The sequence below is a fragment of the Methanoplanus sp. FWC-SCC4 genome (genome assembly GCF_032878975.1).
Classification (GTDB): domain Archaea; phylum Halobacteriota; class Methanomicrobia; order Methanomicrobiales; family Methanomicrobiaceae; genus Methanochimaera; species Methanochimaera problematica.
In genome coordinates, this window is sequence record NZ_CP043875.1 from 181209 (window position 1) to 204382 (window position 23174).

At 43.3% G+C, this 23174-nt stretch carries 21 protein-coding genes; 16 read left to right on the forward strand and 5 right to left on the reverse strand.

Going from position 1 to position 23174, the window contains the following annotated elements; genetic code table 11:
- Window positions 1-70: 70 nt before the first annotated feature.
- The 3 genes from F1737_RS00835 to F1737_RS00845 all read right to left on the reverse strand — a co-directional run bounded on the left by F1737_RS00835 (window position 71) and on the right by F1737_RS00845 (window position 8739).
- Window positions 71-6001: an Ig-like domain-containing protein gene (locus F1737_RS00835; protein ID WP_317136894.1), complete on the reverse strand. Its 5931-nt coding sequence runs from the start codon at window positions 5999-6001 to the stop codon at window positions 71-73.
- A gap of 222 nt (window positions 6002-6223) precedes the next feature.
- The gene (locus F1737_RS00840) at window positions 6224-7033 is read right to left on the reverse strand and encodes a hypothetical protein (RefSeq protein WP_317136895.1); all 810 of its coding nucleotides are present in this window, start codon (window positions 7031-7033) and stop codon (window positions 6224-6226) included.
- A gap of 569 nt (window positions 7034-7602) precedes the next feature.
- Complete coding sequence (locus tag F1737_RS00845) at window positions 7603-8739, reverse strand: putative sulfate/molybdate transporter (RefSeq protein WP_317136896.1); 1137 nt, start codon at window positions 8737-8739, stop codon at window positions 7603-7605.
- A 254-nt stretch (window positions 8740-8993) separates the two neighbouring features.
- Here F1737_RS00845 and modA point away from each other — a divergent pair, with 254 nt between their 5' ends.
- The 4 genes from modA to F1737_RS00865 are packed head-to-tail and all read left to right on the forward strand — an operon-like array spanning window position 8994 to window position 12282.
- Window positions 8994-9818, forward strand: a complete 825-nt coding sequence (gene modA / locus F1737_RS00850; protein ID WP_317136897.1) for a molybdate ABC transporter substrate-binding protein — start codon at window positions 8994-8996, stop codon at window positions 9816-9818.
- A gap of 43 nt (window positions 9819-9861) precedes the next feature.
- Complete coding sequence (tsaA, locus tag F1737_RS00855; protein WP_317136898.1) at window positions 9862-10404, forward strand: tRNA (N6-threonylcarbamoyladenosine(37)-N6)-methyltransferase TrmO; 543 nt, start codon at window positions 9862-9864, stop codon at window positions 10402-10404.
- Between the two features lie 7 nt (window positions 10405-10411).
- Window positions 10412-11209 carry an ABC transporter permease gene (locus tag F1737_RS00860; protein WP_317137907.1) on the forward strand — a complete coding sequence of 266 codons (798 nt, stop codon included), beginning with the start codon at window positions 10412-10414 and terminating at the stop codon, window positions 11207-11209.
- 17 nt (window positions 11210-11226) lie between these two features.
- Window positions 11227-12282, forward strand: coding sequence for an ATP-binding cassette domain-containing protein (locus F1737_RS00865; protein WP_317136899.1), 1056 nt, complete (start codon window positions 11227-11229; stop codon window positions 12280-12282).
- Here the strand turns inward: F1737_RS00865 and F1737_RS00870 are convergent.
- Together F1737_RS00870 and F1737_RS00875 are read right to left on the reverse strand one after the other, a co-directional pair.
- A complete protein-coding gene (locus F1737_RS00870; protein WP_317136900.1) occupies window positions 12262-12627 on the reverse strand; it encodes a hypothetical protein in 366 nt (121 codons plus the stop codon). The two genes, F1737_RS00865 and F1737_RS00870, sit on opposite strands and share 21 nt — an antisense overlap.
- Window positions 12628-12708: 81 nt before the next feature.
- Window positions 12709-12927: a hypothetical protein gene (locus F1737_RS00875; protein WP_317136901.1), complete on the reverse strand. Its 219-nt coding sequence runs from the start codon at window positions 12925-12927 to the stop codon at window positions 12709-12711.
- Window positions 12928-13028: 101 nt separating this feature from the next.
- On the opposite strand from F1737_RS00875, the gene F1737_RS00880 reads away from it, so the two are divergent.
- The 12 genes from F1737_RS00880 to F1737_RS00935 all read left to right on the forward strand — a co-directional run bounded on the left by F1737_RS00880 (window position 13029) and on the right by F1737_RS00935 (window position 23174).
- A complete protein-coding gene (locus F1737_RS00880; RefSeq protein WP_317136902.1) occupies window positions 13029-13835 on the forward strand; it encodes an amino acid kinase family protein in 807 nt (268 codons plus the stop codon).
- A 367-nt stretch (window positions 13836-14202) separates the two neighbouring features.
- On the forward strand, window positions 14203-15504 hold the full coding sequence (gene mcrB, locus F1737_RS00885) for a coenzyme-B sulfoethylthiotransferase subunit beta (protein ID WP_317136903.1): 1302 nt from the start codon (window positions 14203-14205) through the stop codon (window positions 15502-15504).
- A gap of 22 nt (window positions 15505-15526) precedes the next feature.
- The gene (mcrD, locus tag F1737_RS00890) at window positions 15527-15997 is read left to right on the forward strand and encodes a methyl-coenzyme M reductase operon protein D (RefSeq protein WP_317136904.1); all 471 of its coding nucleotides are present in this window, start codon (window positions 15527-15529) and stop codon (window positions 15995-15997) included.
- A complete protein-coding gene (gene mcrC / locus F1737_RS00895) occupies window positions 15998-16618 on the forward strand; it encodes a methyl-coenzyme M reductase I operon protein C (RefSeq protein ID WP_317136905.1) in 621 nt (206 codons plus the stop codon).
- Between the two features lie 17 nt (window positions 16619-16635).
- Complete coding sequence (mcrG, locus tag F1737_RS00900) at window positions 16636-17400, forward strand: coenzyme-B sulfoethylthiotransferase subunit gamma (protein WP_317136906.1); 765 nt, start codon at window positions 16636-16638, stop codon at window positions 17398-17400.
- Between the two features lie 5 nt (window positions 17401-17405).
- Window positions 17406-19112, forward strand: a complete 1707-nt coding sequence (gene mcrA / locus F1737_RS00905; RefSeq protein ID WP_317136907.1) for a coenzyme-B sulfoethylthiotransferase subunit alpha — start codon at window positions 17406-17408, stop codon at window positions 19110-19112.
- A 203-nt stretch (window positions 19113-19315) separates the two neighbouring features.
- Window positions 19316-20218, forward strand: coding sequence for a tetrahydromethanopterin S-methyltransferase subunit E (gene mtrE, locus F1737_RS00910; RefSeq protein WP_317136908.1), 903 nt, complete (start codon window positions 19316-19318; stop codon window positions 20216-20218).
- Window positions 20215-21048, forward strand: coding sequence for a tetrahydromethanopterin S-methyltransferase subunit D (gene mtrD / locus F1737_RS00915; RefSeq protein WP_317136909.1), 834 nt, complete (start codon window positions 20215-20217; stop codon window positions 21046-21048). Before mtrE ends, mtrD begins: the two co-directional genes overlap by 4 nt.
- 12 nt (window positions 21049-21060) lie before the next feature.
- Window positions 21061-21936, forward strand: a complete 876-nt coding sequence (gene mtrC, locus F1737_RS00920) for a tetrahydromethanopterin S-methyltransferase subunit MtrC (protein ID WP_317136910.1) — start codon at window positions 21061-21063, stop codon at window positions 21934-21936.
- Window positions 21937-21938: 2 nt separating this feature from the next.
- The gene (gene mtrB / locus F1737_RS00925) at window positions 21939-22223 is read left to right on the forward strand and encodes a tetrahydromethanopterin S-methyltransferase subunit MtrB (RefSeq protein WP_317136911.1); all 285 of its coding nucleotides are present in this window, start codon (window positions 21939-21941) and stop codon (window positions 22221-22223) included.
- A gap of 10 nt (window positions 22224-22233) precedes the next feature.
- Entirely contained in the window at window positions 22234-22956 is a 723-nt protein-coding gene (mtrA, locus tag F1737_RS00930) for a tetrahydromethanopterin S-methyltransferase subunit A (protein WP_317136912.1), read from the forward strand.
- 5 nt (window positions 22957-22961) lie between these two features.
- Window positions 22962-23174, forward strand: a complete 213-nt coding sequence (locus tag F1737_RS00935; RefSeq protein WP_317136913.1) for a tetrahydromethanopterin S-methyltransferase subunit F — start codon at window positions 22962-22964, stop codon at window positions 23172-23174.

The following is a 23174-nucleotide window of genomic DNA, read 5'->3' on the forward strand; positions in this document are numbered from 1 at the left end:
TTTTTAGTTCATGCGGGTCTGATTAAGGGTTTTAATTATTTAACCGGCCCCCCGGAAAAAAGAGAAAAAATTATTGTTTGGGTTTGTTTTCTTTTGTTGTTTTCAGCCAGTATATTCCGGCAGCAGTGCATATGACTGCAATAAGCGCTATGACGAGTGCAATCTGTGGTATTGAACCTGAATGTGATGTAGTATCCTTACCGGAATCTGATTCTGTACCGGTTTTTTGTTCTGTATTATCCATAGGTTTCTCAACAACATTTTTATCGTCAGTAGTCTGTTTTATTGCAGAGTTCTTTTCTCCAATGATTGCGAAGAATCTGAAATTATTCGTGTCTGCAAAGAATTTTTCAGTGGTCTTTTCACTGTCGTCGTAAACTGTTGAGAGTTCCTTCCAGTCTTCGTTTTCTGTGTCGTACTTTAGCAGTTTGACTGTGTATGTGTCAATGCCGTTTGAACTGAGCCATTCCTTATCAACAGTGAATTTAATGGTGGCCATTTTAATACTGTCTTTTGGAGCACTGTATGATTTTATCTCAATGAAGCGGTAAATCGTGCCTTTTGGATCATCTGCTTTTGGTGGTTTAATTCCCTCTTCTGCTGTCAGCATCAGTTTTGGAATTTCTGAGGCTGCACTTACGTCAATCTCATATACCGGTGATTTGTCAAGTTCAAATGATACTGATTCTCCTGCATTTATACCTGATATCGAGGCAACACCAATGTTGCTCGGACCGCCGCCTCCGGATGATGCTCCTGGGGCACTCTGCGGCGTTGAAACTGCAACAAGACCGAATAATGAAAGACCTCTTGGAGAATCTCCGATGAAAATCATCATTCCGTTTTCATCCGTTCCTTCATAACGTGTCTTCAGCATCTCCTTCGTTCCGTCTTCGGCAGAACGTATTATCCTGATTTTACTTATTCCGCCGTTGGCTTTAACCCATGAAGGTGAAACCGCCATTCTTATTGAGGCTGATTTGATATCCACTCCGTTTTCAAGATTTGTTTTGACGATGTTCATTGTGAAGGCAACGGAGTCTATCTTAACCCCGCTTTGATTTGCGACAAGCTGGAATGCTGTTTGTGCCTCTTCGTTGACGTTCTGAGAAATGGTGGTTCTGATGGTTGCTCCCGGTGGCAGGTCGTTCAGGTTTAGGTTTATTCTTCCCGAAACATTGCCTGGTCTGGGAAGTTCTGCCGCTATTTCATCCGTCTCAAGAATGATCTCTTTGATTGTGGCACTGATATTCTGGCCGTCATCAACTGGATTCTCCTCTTCTGCGACAAATGTCAGATTAAATCCGGTTTGTCTCATTTTGATTTTGTTTCCGTCAACTTCGGCGGAGCTTGTGTTAATAAGGGCTTTTTGTTTATTGCCTTCTCCTGATGCTAGTGATACATTGCTGACAGCAAAAGATGTCTCTTCTGTCTTCTTGGTTGCAGGTGTTACTGTAATGATCGTTGATGCCTGTGACATGTCACGGCTGACAGTGATGGTCACTGTTCCGGTAGATTTTGCTTCAAATAATCCGCTTTGACTGATTGTGCCTCTTTCGGCAGGACTTGCTGACCATACAAATCCTGCATCAGGCATAATATCGCCTCTCTGGTCAATCGCTTCTGCAGAGAAGTTCAGTGTTTCTCCGACTTCAACTGTTGCGGATTCCTGTGTCAGGTTTATACTCTGTGCTTCGAGAATGAGGTAATTTTCAATAGGTGATATGAGCGGGTTGTAATGGTTTACGCCGTTTACTGAGAACGGTGTATCCCCGAGGCCGTCTCCGTCACTGTCTGTACCTGCGTATGAATCATAGCGGTTTCCGATATATCGTGTGTATTTTGTATCATTGTAGATGTAAGTGACCGGAACGGTGGAATTCAGGCTAAAACTCACATCTTTGAAAAATCCGTAACTTCCGGCTGTGCAATCACTGAAATTGTTCATATAAATATCGAAAGTTCCCGGCAGATTTATTTTATAAAAACGTATTGTTGCTGAATTTCCTTTTTCCACTTCATTGTTTACAAATTTTAGATCTTCCTGAGTGTACCTTAAAAGTAAAGTATAAGCTGTGGAATATCCAAAAGAGTTATCCGAAATAGTCATATTTTTGGAATACTCTAAATATAAACCATATTTTAGAGATACTGCTCCAAATTGATTATTGGAAATAACTGTATTCTGACAAAATAGTGGTTTAATACCCGTGCTACACTGCGGGATATCATTTGAGATGATTCTGGCATAATCCTGGGAGTTTATGTATATCCCTGTCCCTTCAATATGTAAACTATTATTTTCTATCAGATTTCCTGTACCGGTAACCAGGTGAATTCCGTCACTTATTTTTTCGATGGTGTTATCTTTTATGATCACGTTGTCTGAATTCGTCAAATAAATTGCAGTATTGCCGGAACAGTCAAAATGGTTTTCTGAAACGATTGCATTGTCAGCAGAAATACCATATACGGGGTAGTATCCGTCTGAAAATGTATTGCCTGATATATTTGTGTTTTTGACACTGTTGATCCTTATTGCAACTTTATCGTTTGTGCTCCCAAATCCTGTATAACTTATATTAAAGCCTGATATCAGGACATCACCGGAGTTAACACGTATTAGATCCCCTGATGATGAATCATGTTGAATGACTGTTGAACCCGGTCCGTTTTCTGATTTAAGTGAAATTGCACTTTTAATTACAAAGTTTTCATCATAAGTGCCGTCCCTGACAATTATTTCGTCTCTGTCCCTGGCACAGTTCACAGCCTCTGAAATTGTCCTGAAATCTCCGTTGCCTGTCTGATCCACAATCCATTTCTTCTGCGGGAGTCCGTTCGAATATATCTCGACAGGAGCTGAACCTGTAACCCCGTTAAATTCTGCTGTAACAAGTGTTGTTCCGGCGCCTGTTATCTCAAAATATCCTGTTTCATTGATGGTGCCAACAGACGTATCGCTGCTTGTCCAGTTAAATTCAATGAACGGGATCACAGCATCAGATGCGTTTAATGCGGTTGCCGAAAACTGTACAGGCTCTTCTGTTTCAAATAACTTCAGAGTTTCTGGAAGAACATTAATTTTCCTGACATCTGGCGGGAATTCAATCTCGATATCGGTTATTTCCTCTATATTCAGACCGGTTGTAACAACTCCCGAGCCTGTGAACTTCAGGGGCCAGTATGTCCTTCCGAAAATTAATTCCTGTGGCAGCTCTTTGCCATTTAACTTGCAGGCGATTATGTATGATTCATCTGATTCTGTAAAAGAATATTTGCTCTGAATCTCAACTGTTTTAGAATTTCCTGCTGATTTTCCTGTAATAAATACCTTGTAGTTGCGTTTTGCAAGAGTTTCATTGAATGAATCCGGGTCATCGTCATCGACAAGACCAAGTATTCTGGTGAGATTTACACCTTCCCATAAGTTTTCTGAATTGTCTGTGTAGGAAGAAGGGTCTGTCAATGACAGGCTTATGAAATCCAAGCGTTTAAACGCTATATTCTTTGTGCCTGTAAGATTGAGACTCCAGTCAGGTCTTGATTTGATTTTTACTTCCGCATTGGCCTTTATGGTGCCTGATTCGACCCAGATGGTGGTATTTCCTGTGGATTTTCCCTCAAAGAGTCCTTCCTGATTTATCTCTCCAACTGATGTGTTGCTGCTTGTCCATGCAAATACAAGCGGGTCAATCAGGTCACCGAACTGATCATACCCGTTGGCTGTAAAGCTGGTATTTTGTAAATCATCCTCATAAATCACAACATTGTCAGGTGTGATTATTATAGTTTCAATTGTTATTGGCACTTCTGCTGTAACTGTTATTGTGGTGTTTTTTGATGCTCCGTTTGTTGATGCGATGATTTCAGTATTTCCAATAGCTTTTGGGATAAAAAATCCGTTTGCATCAAATGTTCCTATTGAAGTATCACCAGATTCCCATGTGAAAGGGGCACTTGTGATTATATTATTGGATTCATCGTATGCGGTTGCAGTCAGTCTGATTTTTCCGTTAACCGGTACTGATGGATTCTCTGGTTCGATTTCCACTCTGCCTGCCGGAGGAAGCGGTGTGCCTGTGACATAATAACCGCTAAATCCGTTAGTATCACTGGGATCGTTGGATAATGAACACAGACGGTTTGTCCAGCATGTGATATTGTAAACACCCGTATCGGCATTTTTTGAATATGCATATGCATTGAACGCAAGCATTGAGTTCAGATTTTGGATTTCATACTGCACCTTTACAGGATTAAATCCGTATCTGTCGCCTGCATTCAGATCAACAAGCATCATCATGAACAGGTTTGATTCATCATTTACATTCTGCATGGGATAAATCGGGTATTTTGCATGTGCTGCGGGTCTCCATGTCTGTGGTCCGTATATGAGGTCGTCTTTTGTAAACCATTCATCAAGTGTAATGGGTTCGTAGTGCTCAGTACCTAATTCGGGTGGTTGGTGTGGTATTGGATTTGGTTCCCAGACATACCCGTCTGCTTTAAGGTGGACTTTAAAATCATCTGGTATGGATCCGTTAACTGAGACAAGCAACAATATTTCATCTTTATACTGTCTTCCGCCTGTGTCTGATACCCAGAATGAACCGCTCAGATCAGCTGTATTTGTAATCTGCCCTTCAGGTTTTGACAGATCATTTGTGATATGAAGTGCGTTCTGTCCGCCGTCCAGACCCGGCCATTCAGATGCATCACCTGTCCATCTGATGTTGTATGTGTGATCCCCAAAATCGTTGAATCTGGCGCCAAAATCATTGGCAACCTTTAAAAACACATTGTTGGTGTCTGGAATAACTCCTCCCTGCGGTGCCGGGGCTGAAAACATCATCATCGGAGGACTTTCCGGTTCTGCTGTTGGCTGGACTTCCACTGGTTCATTATTACTCTCTGATTCTTCTGTTGTGATGTTGTCTGCAACAATTATTTCAGCATTTGTTGAATAAGATCCATTTTGAGCTGTAACAGTTGTGTTTCCTGTGGCCAGTGCGGCAAATATCCCGTCGTCTGCAATAGTTCCGACTGTTTCGTTATCAATATTCCAGTTAAAAATAACTCCAGGAACTTCATTGTTTGAAAGATCATATGCTGCTGCGGTGAAAGCGAATGTCTCGCTGACGTTCAACTGAACGGATTGTGGATTTATTTCAATTCTTAATTCTTCCTCGTCTTTGCTTTCAGGCGCACTGACAATTACCTGCAGCAGATTTGCAGAATCTCCTGAAACATCGTTTGTCCGGGTTATCTGTATACCTGATTCAGAGTTGTTTTCAACTCCGTATGCATGGAATACAGCAAATTCTCCTGGGTTTTCAATGGTGTAGTCAACCCTTACCAGACCATTGTTGTCAAGCGATGAAGTATCGGCCAGGTTCTCTGCCTTATTCAGTGCACCTGCTTTCAGGTCAACAAACATAAGGCTGAATGTATCAGACTCATTTACAAGATCCGTACCGGAATATAACGGACAGTCCGGAATTCCTGCCGGTTTCCAGTTTTGCGGTCCGTATCTGAAATCCTCCGAATAGAAGATTTCATCAATAAGTCCTTCTGTGTATGTCAGGTTTTCACCGTCCGGAAGGGTTTCATTCCCTGTCATTTCCGGCCATCTGTATCCTGATGATTTTATCCTGACTGTAATGTTTTCAGGAACCGGGTTTTTGACAGCAAGAAGCAGGACGTTATCGTCCGAAAATCCCCTGTCGCCTGCGTATGATATGTAAAATGTACCTGTCAGACTTTCTGTTGATATAACATTCCCTAAAGGATTTCCTGTATCAGCCGTTATATGAACGGGACTTTGGCCGTCCCCTGATATATCAGCATAATATGTTCCGGTTTCTGAGAGGTAAGCTCCATTGGCATTTGAAACCTCAATATTTATCTGTGAATTTTGTTCCATCGGAGCAGCCGAAACGACTGCTGAAAATAGCACTAATACAGCTATTATAAAAGCGAAAAAAATCGTTTTTTTCATTTTAATTTCTCCATCATTGTTCCATCCTGTGAGTGAATTGAAAGGTTCGCAAGCATGTCAATTAAATTAAATTAACAATATATACAAATTTATAATTTTTATGACATATAATATAAAAACTAAAATAACTTAAATATTATGTGTGTTAAATAAAATTACTTTACAAAAAAGTAAATGCTTTAATCCTGATTTATTTTTTTAAAAAAAGAGATTTTTAAGGATTTAGAAACCTATTGTCCAGCCGCTGCTCCCTGTGTCAGTTACCCTGTTTGTCCATGAGACGCCCTGTCCCTGGGTAGACTGGTTGCACCATGTGTAGATATCAAACAATGCATTGTCTTCATAACCTGATATATTATACTGGACTTTGATCATCCCGTTGTCTGTCAGGTTTGTGTTGTATTTGAGTGTGCCGAGTGCAAGATCAATGAACATTACCTTGTATTTGTTGTTAGTGTTGGTCATATCCTGACCATAGTACATCGGATAATTTTCATCGAAATAAGGGCGCCATATGGAGGTCACATCCTCGTTTCCAATTTCCAGGAAATCACCTTCATCAAAGGTGCCGATATTGACTGAATTGTAATAGGTAACAGAACTCGGATACATGATTGTGGGTGTCAGTGTCCAGTTGTAGCCTGATGCTGTAATACTTAATGCGAGATCCATTGTATCAGCATTTTCCGGTACTGCAAACATCAGTATTGCAGAGTCGCTGCATCCCGGGTTTTTGCTTGTATCCGAGATATAAAATGTCCCTGAAAGACCTTTGTTTGTGTAAACTCCTCCTGCTGAATTTGTTATGCTGTCCGATATATGGATTGCATTCAGACCGCCTCCTTCTTTAGTGAACTTAAAATAATAGTCGTCACCGCTTAAGTTATAAAAGGCACCATTGGCCATTTTAATGAATGTCTCGTTGTTATCTGCAAAATCAACTGCAGACACAGGCATTACACATAAAGCGAGCATCAGAAAAACCGCTGATGCCGCTGTTAGACTTAGAATTTTTTTTCTGCTGTTTTTCATCAATAATCTACCTCCTGAAATGCCGGATAATAATTTTTAGGAATATTCCGGCATCCGGGAAATCATGTCAACGAAGATAAGAATTCCTTAGTAAACAATATTATGTTAACAAAAGGGCAACGCTAACGAAAAGTAATTGGTAAAAGTGCAATATATATTTTGTTATTTTTTTACCAAAACAAAATATTTTTTTAAAAATTATTATATCTTTTATTAAAGATTCAAATGCATGGTAATTAGCGCCTTTATTTTTGATCTGTTTTTGGCAATATAAAAATACCAAAATCAAAGCCTGAATCTGGTCTGTTTCAGGCCGGTTTGACATGAAAAAGTCATGCACAAAAATAAAGTGAGACAAGTGCTTTATTTTAATAACATCACATAAATTGAAGAGATATGGTGGCTCCATAACTGCTTTGTTTTTTCAGACGATGTTTGGTATGACACATGATGAGATCCGGCAATACAGACCCCCTGGCGGGGACATCTAATAATTATGTGCGCATTAATCTCTAATAAAATATAAAAAACAAATTTATGGGCTTTTGACCATATAAACAGGTTTATGTTCACATCCGATTTCCGTCATTACGATTCTTTTTTACCCTGAATTTTTCAAAATAAGCCAGCAGCATTCCCCCTGCGAAAGCAAAGGTAATGCCGGTGAAGGGTGTCAGGATACCTATTAAAATAGTGACCGGCCATGAATCTGTCTTTGATGCAGATTTTCCAAGAGTCAGTGCCACAAATATCAGAAGACCTGCAAATATCCCTGTCGGGATTATCCGAAGCATCTCCGGTGTTGCAAAGAAAAATGCAAATCCCAGCATAATAATGCCTGCAAAAACATTTGAGCCGCCTGTGCGTGCCCCGAATCTGTACTGGGCGGCCAGCCCTCCTGCACCGTGGCACATAGGAAAGCCCCCGAGCGGACAGGATATAATATTCATTGCCCCTATTGTCTTTGAGAGTTTGTCAGGCTCTGCATCCCTTTTGAAGAGATCAAATGCAAGAAGGGAGGTTGCAAGTATGGCATTTGTCAGAGTCAGGGGTATCTGCGGGATTACCAGATGCCATGCAGAGAAGACAAAATCCGCAGTTTCCGGTATCACAATCTCTGGTATCGCAATCATTTTCGGATTTGGAATTCCGTATGCAAAAAATCCGGTTGCAATTCCGATACCAATTATTATCAGGGCTGACAAATCCGGAATTTTTGTCCTTAATGACAGTATCATAAATAACAGAACAATAAAGACCGAAATCAGAGCAAATGTTAGATCATTTATTACAAAACCAAATGATGTCTTTAAAAGCAGGATTGCAAGACCGGCCTGAACACCCCTGATAACGCTCTCCGGGATAAACCTCTGTATTTTTTTCATTCCCCTGAGATAACCGATCAAAAGGAACATTACTCCGATAATTATGCCTGATGCAGCGATTTCAGGGGCTGAGAGACCCTCTGCAATTACAACCGCCCCAATGGCCTTCATCGGTTCAACAGGAATCGGCATATTATAGTATACGCCGACAAGCGCATACCAGATGGCAAAAAAGAGAAATATTGTACTAAGATTCACGTTTGAAACAAGTGCCACGCCGAGAATTATAGGGAATATTGTACCGAAATCCCCGACAGAGCCCGCAAGCTCGTTAATACCAAACTTAATTCTTTTATCTCCCGGTAATGTTTCCTTATTCAAAATAAATCTCTCTTAAGTTTGTTTTGTTTTGGTAATTTAAGACTTTGTTCAGGGAATTATTCCTCTAAATTATTGCTCTGCTTATTTTCTTTATAGTATCTGCTGACATCTCTCCAGTGTGATTTAATTTCATTTATGTTGTTGTGATTTTTGGCCGAAGAGGGATGCTGAAACATTTGTCAATCATAATTAGTTTACATATTATGTGCGTCAAACTATATGTTAAATAGTGTTGTGCATTATATTTATTTTGAATGAAAAAAATTATTTCTGGTTTAATTGTTATTCTGGTTTTTGCAGGTCTAATCCTTGCATCAGGCTGTACTTCAAATGCAGCTGACACCGATGTTCAGACTCCGGCAGTAACGGGGGCTTCTGAAAAATCACTTGTGGTATATTGCGGTGCCGGGCTAAGAGAGCCTATGGAAAAGATTGCTGATGCCTTTAAGGAAAAGGAAGGCATTTTGATAAAATATACCTACGGAGGCTCTGCCCAGCTCCTCTCACAGATAGAACTTCTTCAGGAAGGGGATGTGTATATGCCCGGAGCCCGTGCATATATCGAGTCGGCAGCCAAAAAAGGCTTTATTGATGACAGCAGGGATGTTGTATATCACGTACTGGCCATTGCCACAAAAAAAGGCAACCCGAAAGATATCAGGACCTTAAAAGACCTGACCAAAGAGGGAGTAAAGGTCGGCATCGGCGAACCTGAAGGAAACGCGGTTGGAAAGGCTTCAAAGAGTGTCCTTACCAAAAACGGTCTGTGGGAAGATATCCAGGACAACATTGCAGTCCGTTCAGGAACGGTAAATGAACTTTTAGTCTACCTGAATATGGATCAGGTTGATGCTGTAATCATCTGGGAAGATCTACTTGACACTGAAAAAATGGATGTCGTTGACATTCCCGTTGAAGAAGGATTTGTAAAGGTTGTTCCGGTCGGCAAACTCACATTCAGTGAACAACCCGATGATGCGATGAAGTTTGTTGAATTTGTGGCATCAGACGACGGCAAGGCTCTATATCGGGAATGCGGGTTTGAAACTTATCCCTCTGATAAGTACGAAAACCTTTAAACTTTTTTTATTTTTAATTTGAGAATTGTGGAGTAATTTTTCTATGGCAACTGAAGAAAAAAAGAGAATTGTTAAAGAGAGTCTTATTACCTACAAACCGATAGGAATAATCCACTCAGAACATAACGTGCAGGAAGAAACCCCGATTCAGGGCATATTCAATCCTTCCAGGGGAACTCTGGAAGTATTTGAAGAATATGCAGAAGGTCTAAAGGACATTGAAAATTTTTCGCATCTAATATTATTGTATCATTTTGACAGATCGACCGGCAGCGAAATTGTCAGAAAACCCTTCCTTGATGAAGAAAAGGAAAGAGGTATCTTTTCAATAAGGCACTTTAACAGGCCGAATCCGATTGGATTTTCAATAGTTGACCTTTACTCCGTTAAGGGCAATATTCTTGAGATAGGTGCTGTAGATATCCTGGACGGAACTCCGGTAATTGACATCAAACCATATGTGTATCAGTTTGATCACCGTGACGATGTTAAAAACGGCTGGGTTGACAATACGCATACCGATGAGATTGCAGGCTGGAATGCAACCCCAAAAGGTCTTCGCAAGACCGGAAGAACCAACCTGTGAGCGTCTTATGAATAATTTTGAAAGATTCGATTTGGTTAAGATAATTACAACTTTTTTTGTCCTTCTGCTCACAGGTTTTATCGTTGCGCTACTGCTTTTGGTGGTCACACATCCGGCACCCGGTGCAATAGTGCAGGCTCTAATGACAGAAGAGATTCAGTTTGCGATATACCTGAGTCTTTTAACATCGATAACTTCAACATTTCTTTGCATAATAGTTGGAGTTCCCGCCGCATACGCACTTGCAAGATATGATTTTTGGGGGAAAACCCTTGTCAATATGATTGTGGACATACCCCTTGCCCTTCCTCCGCTTGTTGCCGGTGTGGGTCTGTTGTTATTCTTCGGAACAACTGCATTTGGTGATTTCCTTGAGAGCATAGGGCTTGTGTTTGTCTTCACCCCTCTTGGTATTATAATTGCCCAGTTCTTTGTAAATCTCCCGTTCATGCTTCGAATCATGCGATCCACATTTGAAGGGATAAATCCCCGCTATGAATATGTGGCACAGACGCTTGGATGCACACCTATACAGGCAATCTGTCAGGTTGTGCTTCCGATGTCAGTAAACGGTTTTTTTGCAGGAGCAGTAATTACGTGGGCGAAGGGAATAGGCGAGTTCGGTGCAGCCCTGATACTGGCCGGTGCCACAAGGATGAAGACAGAAACCCTGCCGATTTCCCTCTTTTTGAACATGTCTTGCGGAGAGCTTGAAATGGCTATTTCAGCAGCGACAATTCTGATTGCAATATCCGTTGTATCACTTTACATATTTGAAAAATACGGGGGCTCGGCTAAATTTTAAAACCGGGATGTTAGAAAATGATTCAGATAAACAATCTTTCAAAGGATTTGGGGGAGTTTAAACTTCGGGATATCAGTCTGGAGGTTAAGGAAGGGGAGTATCTTGTAATTATCGGCCCGACAGGTGCCGGAAAAACCATTCTCCTGGAAACCCTTGCAGGAATATACCCGCCGGATAAGGGAAGCATCACATTCGATGGAAATGACATCACAGCCCTCCCCCCCAGAGAAAGAAATATTTCAATGGTATATCAGGACTTCATGCTTTTTCCCCATATGAATGTCGAAAAAAATATCGGATTCGGGCTTAAGAACAAAAAAGCTTCACCTGATGAAATAAAAAAGCGGGTTGATGAAATAACAAAGATTTTTGGAATAAATCATCTTCTTCACAGGTATCCCTGCACACTCAGTGGCGGAGAGAAACAAAGGGCCGCCATATGCAGGGCGGTTTTAATGGATCCTGTGATGCTCCTTTTGGATGAACCATTAAGTGCCCTTGACAGTCAGACAAGGGATAAACTCAGAATAGAGCTTAAGAAGTTTCACGGCATGTTTAAAACCACAATAATTCACATAACTCACAATTACGAGGAGGTTTTCTCACTTGCAGACAGGGTTGCACTGATGAATGCAGGTGAGATTCTTCAGGTCGGAAGTCCTGATGATCTTTTTGAAAGACCTGCCTCGGAATTTATCGCCAGGTTTGTCGGGATTGAAAATATTTACGGGGGAACATGTGTCGAAGATGGCACTTTCTCTGTTCAGGTGTCTGGTGTAACCATAGAGTGTGATAGTTCCTGTATTCATAAAAAAGACGCAAATCCAAAACTTTGCATAAGATCGGAAAACATTACTATTTCAAAGGAACCTGTTGCGGAAAAGGGTTTAAACACTCTCCCCTGTGAGATTTTGGATATAACTGACAAAGGAAGCTTTGTCAAAATTACCGCTGATGTCGGATTTATCTTAAATTCGGTTATGATGAAAAGGTCATTTTTATCTGAAGGGCTTAAAAGCGGTGATCGGGCTTATGCCTGCTTTGAATCCGGTTCAGTCCATATCTTTGGATAAACCGGTGTTAATTTTTTCAGTTAGTGCAGTAAATAACTTTTCGCCGAGAATATTTTTAGTCTCCTCTACATAATTATCTTTCAATAATGACAGAAGGATTCGTGTACCTTCATTTGTGGTCCATATGCCCACTCTCTCTTCCCTTTTGATGAGTTTGTTCTTCTCCATTAGGGAAAATCCGGGCAATATGTAATAATGCGGAGTATTGAGATCCTTTGCAAGGTCCCTTGTTGTCGGGAGTTTTATTTTTACAACATCCTGCTCAAAAAGAATGTTAACTGACTGGTTTTTAACCAGCAGTCTTGCGGCCGCATTCAGTATTTTTGTAATTTCTTCATTGGCCATTTTATCATAAGTTTTAACCGGAAAAAGAATATAAGTTTGTATTCTGGTTTTGGATTTTAATTCTGGTTTAATTAGTCCGGTTTATTTCTTCATTTTGCCGTGCTCTTCTTCGGGCATCGGCTCAAGATAGATCAGTTCTGCAGAAAGATCTTTTGCAAGCTGTTCCAGTTCGACTTTGCGGAAATGGCTTGCAGCAACCTTTACCTTGTCATCCTTGTCGCCGACAATTGCAACTACTCTGTATCTTGGCTGTTTCACGCCTTCTTTGATTTTTGCTCTTTCACGTACATAAATTTTCATTTCAATCACTTACCTAAAAACAGCTGATATACATCTGTTATAACAGCTGCTATAACACACACTACTTATGCATGAAGGTATATTAATATTGTGATCACCATATGAAACAGCGACGCGAAATAAAAAACAAACTACAGGGAGAGACGCTTGTCAGGAAAGGGCTCATGCATGAGAGATCAGGTGTTGAGCAGATAAAAATAGCTCCTGATTTAAATGTGATTAAGATCGGGGGTCATGGAACCATCGACTTTGGTGCAGAAGTTCTGCTCCCGCTTCTCAATGAGGTTGGTGAACTTTCAAAAGTTCATCAGATGCTTATTGCAACCGGCGGAGGTGTCCGTGTCCGTCACATAATGGACATAGGCATTGACCTTGGAATGCCGACAGGAATACTCGCAGAGCTTTCAGGCACTGTAAGTGAACAGAATGCAATAATGGTTGCCGCAATTATGGCAAAATACAAGGCTGTCCACATCAGTAATGACGATCTTCTTGATATTCCGATGTTAATAGACATGGGTCAGCTTCCGATAATGAGGGGAACGCCCATATTTGGTCTTTATGAGCTTCCATCCCCGGTAGGACCTATCCCGCAGCACAGGACGGATACCGGTGCATTCCTTGCGGCAGAGGTTCTTGGTGCCAAAAGATGCATACTTGTCAAAAACGTGGACGGACTCTATGACGAAAATCCTCTTTTAAATCCTGATGCAGAACTTATTCATGAAATAAAGGCAGAAGAGCTCCTTGAGATGAATATGGAAGATCTTGTTTTGGAGGAGAAGGTTGTTGAACTTCTCTGCAATGCCAAAAATATTCATGAAGTCAGAATTGTCAACGGTCATGTAAGGGGCAATATTGAAAAAGCCCTGAACGATGAGAACTGCGGAACAATAATAAGGCAATAATCATTGAATTTTTAATATTAACCAATTTCAATCCTCTTTTCGCGTGTTCTCAAAAAGCGCATGAATGACTTACGGATTCAGGCCGATTCTTTTCATAAAGAGTATTACAAGATATATGTTTTTGTATTACTGGATAAAAAAATTCGTCAAAATGAGATTTAATATTTGAAATTAACGTTTTTAACAAAACTATTTTTTCCAAATTATAATGCTTCATATTAGGAATGCTTATATTCTGAGTCTATGATAATGTACCCTTGTCCCATGCGGGGACGTGCAGTAGTGATTAACATAGACAACGACAGGTATTGCTGTCAGTATTCAGTGAATGAAAAGCATTGCACATAATGGGTATAGGAGGAAAAATATGGCAAAATATTCCGATACAATCGATCTTTATTCAGATGACGGACAGCTTTTGAAGAGCAACGTAGAGCTCAACAAAATCAGTCCACTGGTAAATCCTGCAACAAAGAAGATCATTGACCTTACAAAGAGGAGCATTACTGTTAACCTCGGAGGCATTGAGAAAGCACTTAAAGCAGGAAAGCTTGGAAAAGGAACAATCCTTGGACGTGAACTTGACCTTCCAATCATGCAGGACAAGGACGCAATTGTCGCAAAGATTAAGGAAATGGTCGACGTAGAGGGCGACGAAGCTGTAATCAACGAATTCAACGGCGGACAGCTCCTTCTCGTAGAAGTTCCAAAAACACGTCTCGATGCAGCATCAACATACGATGCAGCAGTCACATCAGTTGCAGCAGCAACAACCTATGCAATTGTTGACCAGTACAACATTGACGCATTCAATGCATCAACTGTAAAGGCAGCAACATGGGGTGGATACCCACACACAATGGACATGAACGGTGCACTTGTAAGCTCTGTCATGAACATTCCACAGAACAACGAAGGTCTCGGATTTGCACTTCGTAACATTGGTGTAAACCACTTTGTTATGATGACCGGCAGAAATGCAATGCAGGGTGCAGCACTCGCATCCACACTTGAGACAGCAGGAGAGTTCGAAATGGGCGGTGCAATCGGTCCGTTCGAGCGCCACATGCTTCTCCAGTACGCATACCAGGGACTTAACGCAAACAACCTCGTCTACGATCTCGTAAAAGAGAACGGTCAGACAGGAACAGTCGGAACTGTTGTTCAGTCACTTGTCGAGAAGGCAATTGAGGACAAAGTTATCGTACCCGGAAAGAAGGGCGGATACTTCCAGTTCTATGACACAAAGGACCCAATGATGTGGAATGCATATGCAGCAGCAGGTACAATGGCAGCAACAATGGTCAACTGTGGTGCAGGACGTTTCGCACAGGCAGTTTCATCAACACTGCTTTACTTCAACGACCTGCTTGAACACGAAACCGGTCTTCCATCAACCGACTTTGGTCGTGTAATGGGTACAGCTGTCGGTTTCTCCTTCTTCAGCCACTCAATCTACGGTGGTGGAGGTCCAGGTATCTTCAACGGAAACCACGTTGTAACACGCCACGCAAATGGCTGTGCAATTCCATGTGTAGTTGCAGCATGTGCACTTGATGCAGGTACACAGATGTTCACTCCAGAGGGAACATCAAAGGTAATGGGCGAGACATACGGTCAGATCCCAGAGTTCAACAAGCCGATCCAGCAGATCGCTAACGGGGTCTGAATAGATCAAAATACAGATTGGAATGACTGAAAGCCAATATCCCCAGTGTAGGGCAGTCCCACTCCGCATGCTATCGCCGGAGACTGCTGAAAAGTTTTTGAATGCAGTAGTCAAAGTGCCGGGAATACGCAGGATGATGGTCAACGGACCATCCCTTCCTGCACTCGTGCCTTATGGCCCTGCAAGAGGAAAGCCAAATCCCAATACCAACAGAAGGGTTATTCATGTCGGTGAAGCCGAGATGGAGCTTCATGTTCAGGTTGGGATGGTAACATTTGAAGTAGAGGATTCATCCGTAATTGAAAATATCCGGAAAGTTTGTGATGAAATATTTACAAAATTCCCGTGTACTGTTCAGGAAGGCAGGTTTATGAAAACTTCACCAACACTTGTTGATTACTGCAAGTACGGTCCTGAAGCAGACAAATCAGTTGTCGGACTTGTTGACCCGAAAAGAAAGGAAGCCCCGGTAATTATTCAGGGTTTGAAATAAATGCCAATAGGTCGTGTAACCCAGGTTGTAGACTGCCGTGAAAGTATGGGCATGGGCAAGGGCGGAGGCCTCGCACAGCGTGGCACAATATCTGAATGCCGCCATCCTGATGTCATAGTTGTCGGCATGTCCCCAGGGAGACGGCATGTAACAAAACCTGTTTGTGATATCACTTCGGCTCTGAGAAGGGAGGGGGTCGAATTTTCTGTGAGCACTCTTGTGCTTAATGCAGGAAGTGGTGTTCCTCCTGATGCACCGAGCATTGCAGGCTCTGTTCTTGGAGCATATTTCGGACTCAATGAGAAAGAAATTGCTCAGATAGAACAGCACAGGGTGGCAATACTCCATCACGGCAATGTAAGATCGCATGTTGTGGAAAAAATACGATATATTCTTTCACAGTGTGAGATTGACGCGATAGTGGTTTCACAGGTACCGCTGGACTATGAAGACCTTGCAAAAGTCGGCGTTAAGACCCTCTATGTCATGCCGGCAGAGGAAAATATCCGCACTAAGGGAAGAGTGGTGGCAATTGTAAGCGGGGTGACCCGTGGTCAGACGCCAACACGAGAAAAAATGGCAGAAGTTATTTCGGCTGTAATGAATTTGATGAAACAATAATTTGAGGTGAAATGAAAATGGCATACACACCACAGTATGGTCCAGGTACATCTGTTGTTGCTGAAAACAGGCGCAACCAGATGAATCCTGCCCACCAGCTCGATAAGGTTCGTGAGGTAACAGATGAAGATATTGTGCTTATCCTTGGGCACCGTGCACCAGGTTCAGCATACCCGACAGCTCACCCGCCTCTTGCAGAACAGCAGGAGCCTGACTGTCCAATCAGAAAGATCGTAGAACCAACAGAGGGAGCAAAGGCCGGAGACCGCGTACGCTACATCCAGTTTGCTGACTCAATGTTCAACGCACCATCCCAGCCGTACCAGCGTACATACGCTGAAATGTACCGCTTCCGTGCAATTGACCCAGGAACACTTTCCGGTCGTCAGATCGTAGAGTGCCGTGAGCGTGACCTTGAGAAATACTCAAAACTTCTCATGGAGAGCGAAATGTTTGAGCCAGCACTTGTAAGCTGCCGTGGTGCAACTGTACACGGTCACTCACTCCGTCTTGCAGAAGACGGCATGATGTTTGATATGCTCCAGCGCTGTGTTCTCGGCGACGACGGATTTGTAAAATACATGAAAGACCAGATTGGTGAGCCTCTGGACCGTGCGGTTGCAGTAGGAAAGCCAATGGACGACGAATGGGTTAAAGCACACTCAACAATCTTCCACTCACTTGTTGGTGTTGCATTCCGTGACGATGCAGAATACGTTGAATACATCCAGCGTATCCACTCGCTTAGGACAAAATACGGCTTTATGCCAGTAGAGGAGTGATATAAATGGCAAAAATTGAGAGAACACAGAAACTTTTCCTTGATGCGCTTAAAGAGAAGTTCCAGGGAGAAGATCCTGAATCAGTAAAGACAACATTCTACAACTTCGATGGTGTTCGTCAGTCCCCACGTAAACGCGAGTTTATGGAGGCAACAAAGGCTATTGAAGCAAAGCGTGGAATTTCAATGTACGATCCTGAGCACTGCCACCTTGGTGGTATCCCAATGGGTCAGAGACAGCTCATGACCTACGAGGTCTCAGGTACAGGAACATTCGTTGAGGGTGATGATCTTCACTTCGTAAACAACTCAGCAATGCAGCAGATGTGGGATGATATCCGCAGAACTGTTATTGTAGGAATGGACCTTGCACACGCAACACTCCAGAAGCGTCTCGGAAAGGAAGTAACTCCTGAAACAATCAACGAGTACCTCCACATCTTAAACCACGCAATGCCAGGTGCAGCAGTGGTTCAGGAACACATGGTCGAGACCCACCCGGGCCTTGTCGATGACTGTTACGTCAAAGTCTTCACAGGCGACGACGAGATGGCAGCTGAAATCGAGCCACAGTTCCTTATCAACATTGACAAGCTCTTCCCAGAAGACCAGGCAGCAGTTCTCAAGCAGCAGGTCGGCAAATCAATGTACCAGGCAATCCACATCCCAACAATCGTCTCAAGGACTTGTGATGGTGGAACAACCTCAAGATGGTCTGCAATGCAGATTGGAATGTCATTCATCGCAGCATACAGAATGTGTGCAGGTGAAGCAGCAGTAGCTGACCTTTCATTCGCAGCAAAGCACGCCGGTGTATCACAGATGGCATCAATCCTCCCTGCACGCCGTGCACGTGGTCCTAACGAACCAGGAGGAATTAAATTCGGTGTCTTCTCAGATATTGTCCAGGCAAACCGTAAATATCCAAACGACCCGGCAAAGGCAGCTCTCGAGGTTGTCGGTGCAGGTACAATGCTCTTTGACCAGATCTGGCTTGGATCTTACATGTCAGGTGGTGTCGGATTCACACAGTATGCAACAGCAGCATATACAGACAACATCCTCGATGAGTTCACATACTACGGTATGGACTACATCAAAGACAAATACGGCGTAGATTACACCAACCCAGACCCCGCAAAGCTCGTAAAACCAACACAGGAAATTGTCAACGACATCGCAACAGAAGTCAACCTGAATGGTATGGAGCAGTACGAACAGTACCCAACAATGATGGAAGATCACTTCGGTGGTTCACAGCGTGCAGGTGTCCTTGCAGCAGCATGTGGTCTGTCCACATCCATTGCAACCGGAAACTCAAATGCCGGTCTTAACGGATGGTACCTTTCAATGCTCATGCACAAGGAAGGATGGTCACGTCTCGGATTCTTCGGATACGATCTTCAGGACCAGTGTGGTTCAGCAAACTCACTCTCCATGGAAGCAGACCGCGGTCTGATGGGAGAACTTCGTGGACCAAACTATCCAAACTACGCAATGAACGTCGGTCACCAGGGAGAATACGCAGCTATCGTCGGTGGTGCACACTACGGACGTGGCGATGCATTCTGTTTCGACCCATTAGTAAAGATCTGTTTCGCAGATCCTTCACTCCAGTTCGACTTCTCCGAGCCACGCAAGGAATTCGCAAAAGGAGCAATCCGCGAGTTCATGCCTGCCGGAGAGCGCTCACTGATCATACCTGCAAGGTAAGATCAAAACAATATTTTTTTTCTTAGATCAAAAAATCCTTAATAGGTTAGATAATACCCGCACTGCGGTCGTTTTTTCCGGTTTTTTACGAACAAGCCTTTCGAAACCTTTAATAAACTACTAAACGACTTATTTTTGAATCCAAAAAGGGTTTCGTGTAAACGTGTATCTCTGGTGCATGGAGCACACAGGAGGATGCCTTAATGGAAGAGTTACTATTTGGCATCGGTATAAGCGCTATTGCGGGCGCTCTTGCCACTGTGTCCGGTGCTGCGGAGGATACTGAATCTGATATCGGTTCACAGGGTGACCCGAACTCACAGGTTCAGCTCGCTCCACAGATGGGATATATTCACCGTATTTACAGCAAAGCTATTTCCGGTGAACCCCCAGCATACGGTCTATGGTGTACATTAGGAGCAGGTCTCGCATGGGCGCTAATGGCGATAAACTACAATCCGGTTCTTGCAATAGTCTTAGGTTCGGCTATCGCTGTGTTTGTACAGGGTGTATATGCAACCACAGCTTATCTGGGCAGGACTGCAAGTCTGGCAAAATTTGAACAGCCGGTTTACATCGACGTAATAAAGTCGGTTACAACCGTGACTATGGCACATGCGTTTGTAGCAATATTCACATGTGTGGCAATGTGTTTCCTTATGGTAAACGCGCTTGGACATCCTTTCCCACTGCCTCTCTTAGGCCTTGTATGGGGTATTGCACTTGGTGCAGCAGGTTCTGCAACAGGTAACCCGTTCTACGGAAAGGAACGTCAGTATCAGTCACAGGCATTCGGTGCCGGTGTACCGATCTCTGCATCCGGTAACATCGTCCGCTATGCAGAAGCAGGCCAGCGCAGTTCACTCGACAACGGATGGTTCACCTCAAAGATGGGCGGTCCAGCATCAGGTGTCTGTTTCGGTCTTATTGTATTCCTTGAACTGTGGCGTACAATCTTCTTTGAAGAGTTCGCAGCAGGATGGGGTGCAGTAATTGCAGGTGTTGTACTGATTCTCATCTTCATGATTATCGACAGATATGTTGAGGTATGGGCACGCAAGACCTACGGACCATACACAGAAGAAGCAGAGGAGGCATCATCATGAGTGCACTTGGCGGAGGTTCCAGTGGTGGAGAGGGAATCAACCCTGTAGGAACAGCGGTTGGTATCGTACTTCTCTTAATCGCTATCGGAGCACTTTACGTTCTTTCACCAGGGCTTGCTTTCATGTCCCTGATCGGTGTAATCATCGGCGGTGTTCTCATCGGTTTCGGTGTTCACTTTGTACCTGTCGGAGGAGCTCCGGCAGCTATGGGTCAGTCCCCTGGTATTGCAACCGGTGTAACAATGCTTGCAGCCGGTGCAGGTCTTGCAGGTCTCTTTGGCGGTGCATGGGCAGCAGAGCTTGGCTTTGGTGTTGCACTCGCCGGCGGAGCAATCGGTGGCGGTCTTATGATGGCAGTCACCTGTCTGATGGTCAACGTAATCTACGTATATGGTATGGGTATTCCTGCCGCATCCGGTAAGGTTGCAAAAGATCCTATCACAGGCGACACATTTGAGGCATACAAATCACAGGGTACTGAAGGTCACGGCCTGCCGTTCATCTCCTATGTTGGTGGTGTTATCGGTGGTATGCTCGGTGGTCTTGGCGGTACGCTGATCTACCTTGAACTTCTCAAAGTCTACGAAGAATTCCTTCCAGGAATGTTCAACGTTCCTGCAGAGCAGATTCTGCCTCTTGCAGTAGGACTTGCAGGTGTGTTTGCAATTGGTATGTTCCTTGTAAATGCTGTAATTGCAGCATATAACATTACAGGTACAATCGAAGGTCCACACGACCCGAAGTTCAAGAGATTCCCACGTGCAGTTATCGGATGTGCAGTAGCATCTGCAGTATGCGGAATGCTTGCAATTATATTGGTGGTTATGTGAGGTGTTTTGAAAATGTCAGTTGAAATTACAGTTTCTGAAGGTGGAATGCCACACAACAAGGTTCTTGCAATTGGTCTTGTAGGTTCCCTTGTATGCATTTACCTGACTTACATGAACACACTTGCAAATACACAGTTATTTGCATTCTTCGGTGGTCTCGCAGCAGTGTTTGCACTCTGGTGGGGTACCGATACAATTAAGCACCTTTGCAGTTACGGTCTTGGAACTGGTGTTCCTTCAGCCGGTATGATTGCACTGGGTTCCGGTGTAATTGCCATGGTTCTTGCTACAAAACTCAGCTCGATGAACATGATTCCTGTATCATCAGTTCTTATCATCCCAATCGGCTGTGTTGTCATTGGAGCAATCCTGGGAGCTATTCTCGGTTACATTGCAAACAACATTGTAAACATGAACATTCCTGTAATGGTCGTATCTCTTGCAGAACTTTGTATCGTTGGAGCAATCACCATCCTTGGTCTTGCAACAATGGTCAGCGGTTCATTCGCATTTGCTGATCTGGTTACCGGCTCATCCACATTCTTCGGAGTGGAAGTTGCAAACTACCAGTCATCAGTGATCGGCGGAGGAGTCATTGCAGTTATCTTTATGCTTGGCGCAATTGCTGTCCAGCACGCATTCAATGCATGTCTCGGACCAAATGAGTCACAGGACAGAACACTCATGCTTGCAGCAGAGTGTGGATTCCTGAGCATGATTACAGTTGCAATCATGTCATTTGCATTCATCAGCTTTACAGCAGCAGTTGTTTCATTCATTATTTCAGCAATCGGATGGGTTTACACATACAAGCAGTATCTTGTTATGTCCAAGCGTGATGCATTCATGTGGCTTGATGCCAAGCCAATTCGTGAGAAGGAGGCCTGATTATGGGAAATATTCAAGTACTTCCAGAATTCGGCCTTGTTGCAGATCCAATGGTTGGTGTTGTTACAACCGCTGGTGCATCACTTGGTCCGGTTCTTGAGCAGGTTGACGAACTTGAGAAGATCACCGATGATATCGTTGGTATGCTCTCAGGTGAAGGCAGCTTCCTTTCATCATTCCCGAACAGAGAGAAATCTCTTGTTTATGCAGGAAGTGTCACCGCAATCTGGTATGGTATCGCAGTTGGATTACTTATTGCGGGTATAGTCGCATTTGCGTTAGTCTGAGGTGTTAAAAATGGCAGATAAAAAATCTCCGGCTTCAGGCTGGCCAAAGATTCAGGGTGACTACCACACAGGTGATTCAAACAGCCCGGTTGTAGTTGTTACAATGGGCTCTCACCTTGACGAACAGGGAATTTGTGATGCAGGCGCAGCAATGTGCGGTTCCTGTAAAACAGAAAACCTCGGTCTTGAGAAGATTGTTGCAAACGTAATTGCAAACCCAAACATCAGGTTCCTCGTAACATGCGGAACAGAAGTTAAGGGTCACCTTTCAGGTCAGTGTCTTATTGCACTTCACGCCGGCGGTGTTGAAGGTGGTAAGATCGTTGGTGCAAAGGGTGCAATTCCGTTCATTGAGAATCTCAGTGAAGATGCAATCAAGCGCTTCCAGGAACAGGTTGAACTTGTCGACATCATGGAATCTGAGGATATGGGTGCAATAAAAGCCAAGATTGACGAGCTTAAAGCCCGTGACCCTGGTGCATTCGATGCAGATCCAATTGTTGTTGAGGTCAAGGAAGAGGCCGGCGGTGAAGGTGAGGCTGAGGGTGAAGAAACACCACTTACAGCAGAACTCGCATTAATCCATGCAAGGATGAAGACCATCCAGATGATGGTCACAAGCATCGGTTACAGAAACCGCTTTGCAGCTGGTGTTTATTCCGGTAAAGTAGAAGGACTCATGATCGGTCTGATCGTGTCTTTTGCCATACTTGGCTTCATGTTAATGGGGTGAAATAAATGTCAGATGAAGAGAAATCAGGTCCTTCAATCATCAGAATGGCAGCAATCGACGATATGATGGCTGACATGCGTTACAAAGGACAGGTCATGAGCAGAACAAACAAACTTGAATCAGGTATCATGGATTCCGGATTAACCGGATTTATGGTAGGATTCTTTGTATCACTTGTTCTGGTTCTTGCACCGGTATTCTTGATGGGAGGCATCTAA

What these genes read in the sequence shown, in the direction of transcription:
- F1737_RS00835 (WP_317136894.1), bottom strand. Translation starts at nt 6,001, where the DNA reads ATGAAAAAAACGATTTTTTTCGCTTTTATAATAGCTGTATTAGTGCTA.
- F1737_RS00840 (WP_317136895.1), bottom strand. Translation starts at nt 7,033, where the DNA reads ATGAAAAACAGCAGAAAAAAAATTCTAAGTCTAACAGCGGCATCAGCG.
- modA (WP_317136897.1), top strand. Translation starts at nt 8,994, where the DNA reads ATGAAAAAAATTATTTCTGGTTTAATTGTTATTCTGGTTTTTGCAGGT.
- tsaA (WP_317136898.1), top strand. Translation starts at nt 9,862, where the DNA reads ATGGCAACTGAAGAAAAAAAGAGAATTGTTAAAGAGAGTCTTATTACC.
- F1737_RS00860 (WP_317137907.1), top strand. Translation starts at nt 10,412, where the DNA reads ATGAATAATTTTGAAAGATTCGATTTGGTTAAGATAATTACAACTTTT.
- F1737_RS00865 (WP_317136899.1), top strand. Translation starts at nt 11,227, where the DNA reads ATGATTCAGATAAACAATCTTTCAAAGGATTTGGGGGAGTTTAAACTT.
- F1737_RS00870 (WP_317136900.1), bottom strand. Translation starts at nt 12,627, where the DNA reads ATGGCCAATGAAGAAATTACAAAAATACTGAATGCGGCCGCAAGACTG.
- F1737_RS00875 (WP_317136901.1), bottom strand. Translation starts at nt 12,927, where the DNA reads ATGAAAATTTATGTACGTGAAAGAGCAAAAATCAAAGAAGGCGTGAAA.
- F1737_RS00880 (WP_317136902.1), top strand. Translation starts at nt 13,029, where the DNA reads ATGAAACAGCGACGCGAAATAAAAAACAAACTACAGGGAGAGACGCTT.
- mcrB (WP_317136903.1), top strand. Translation starts at nt 14,203, where the DNA reads ATGGCAAAATATTCCGATACAATCGATCTTTATTCAGATGACGGACAG.
- mcrD (WP_317136904.1), top strand. Translation starts at nt 15,527, where the DNA reads ATGACTGAAAGCCAATATCCCCAGTGTAGGGCAGTCCCACTCCGCATG.
- mcrC (WP_317136905.1), top strand. Translation starts at nt 15,998, where the DNA reads ATGCCAATAGGTCGTGTAACCCAGGTTGTAGACTGCCGTGAAAGTATG.
- mcrG (WP_317136906.1), top strand. Translation starts at nt 16,636, where the DNA reads ATGGCATACACACCACAGTATGGTCCAGGTACATCTGTTGTTGCTGAA.
- mcrA (WP_317136907.1), top strand. Translation starts at nt 17,406, where the DNA reads ATGGCAAAAATTGAGAGAACACAGAAACTTTTCCTTGATGCGCTTAAA.
- mtrE (WP_317136908.1), top strand. Translation starts at nt 19,316, where the DNA reads ATGGAAGAGTTACTATTTGGCATCGGTATAAGCGCTATTGCGGGCGCT.
- mtrD (WP_317136909.1), top strand. Translation starts at nt 20,215, where the DNA reads ATGAGTGCACTTGGCGGAGGTTCCAGTGGTGGAGAGGGAATCAACCCT.
- mtrC (WP_317136910.1), top strand. Translation starts at nt 21,061, where the DNA reads ATGTCAGTTGAAATTACAGTTTCTGAAGGTGGAATGCCACACAACAAG.
- mtrB (WP_317136911.1), top strand. Translation starts at nt 21,939, where the DNA reads ATGGGAAATATTCAAGTACTTCCAGAATTCGGCCTTGTTGCAGATCCA.
- mtrA (WP_317136912.1), top strand. Translation starts at nt 22,234, where the DNA reads ATGGCAGATAAAAAATCTCCGGCTTCAGGCTGGCCAAAGATTCAGGGT.
- F1737_RS00935 (WP_317136913.1), top strand. Translation starts at nt 22,962, where the DNA reads ATGTCAGATGAAGAGAAATCAGGTCCTTCAATCATCAGAATGGCAGCA.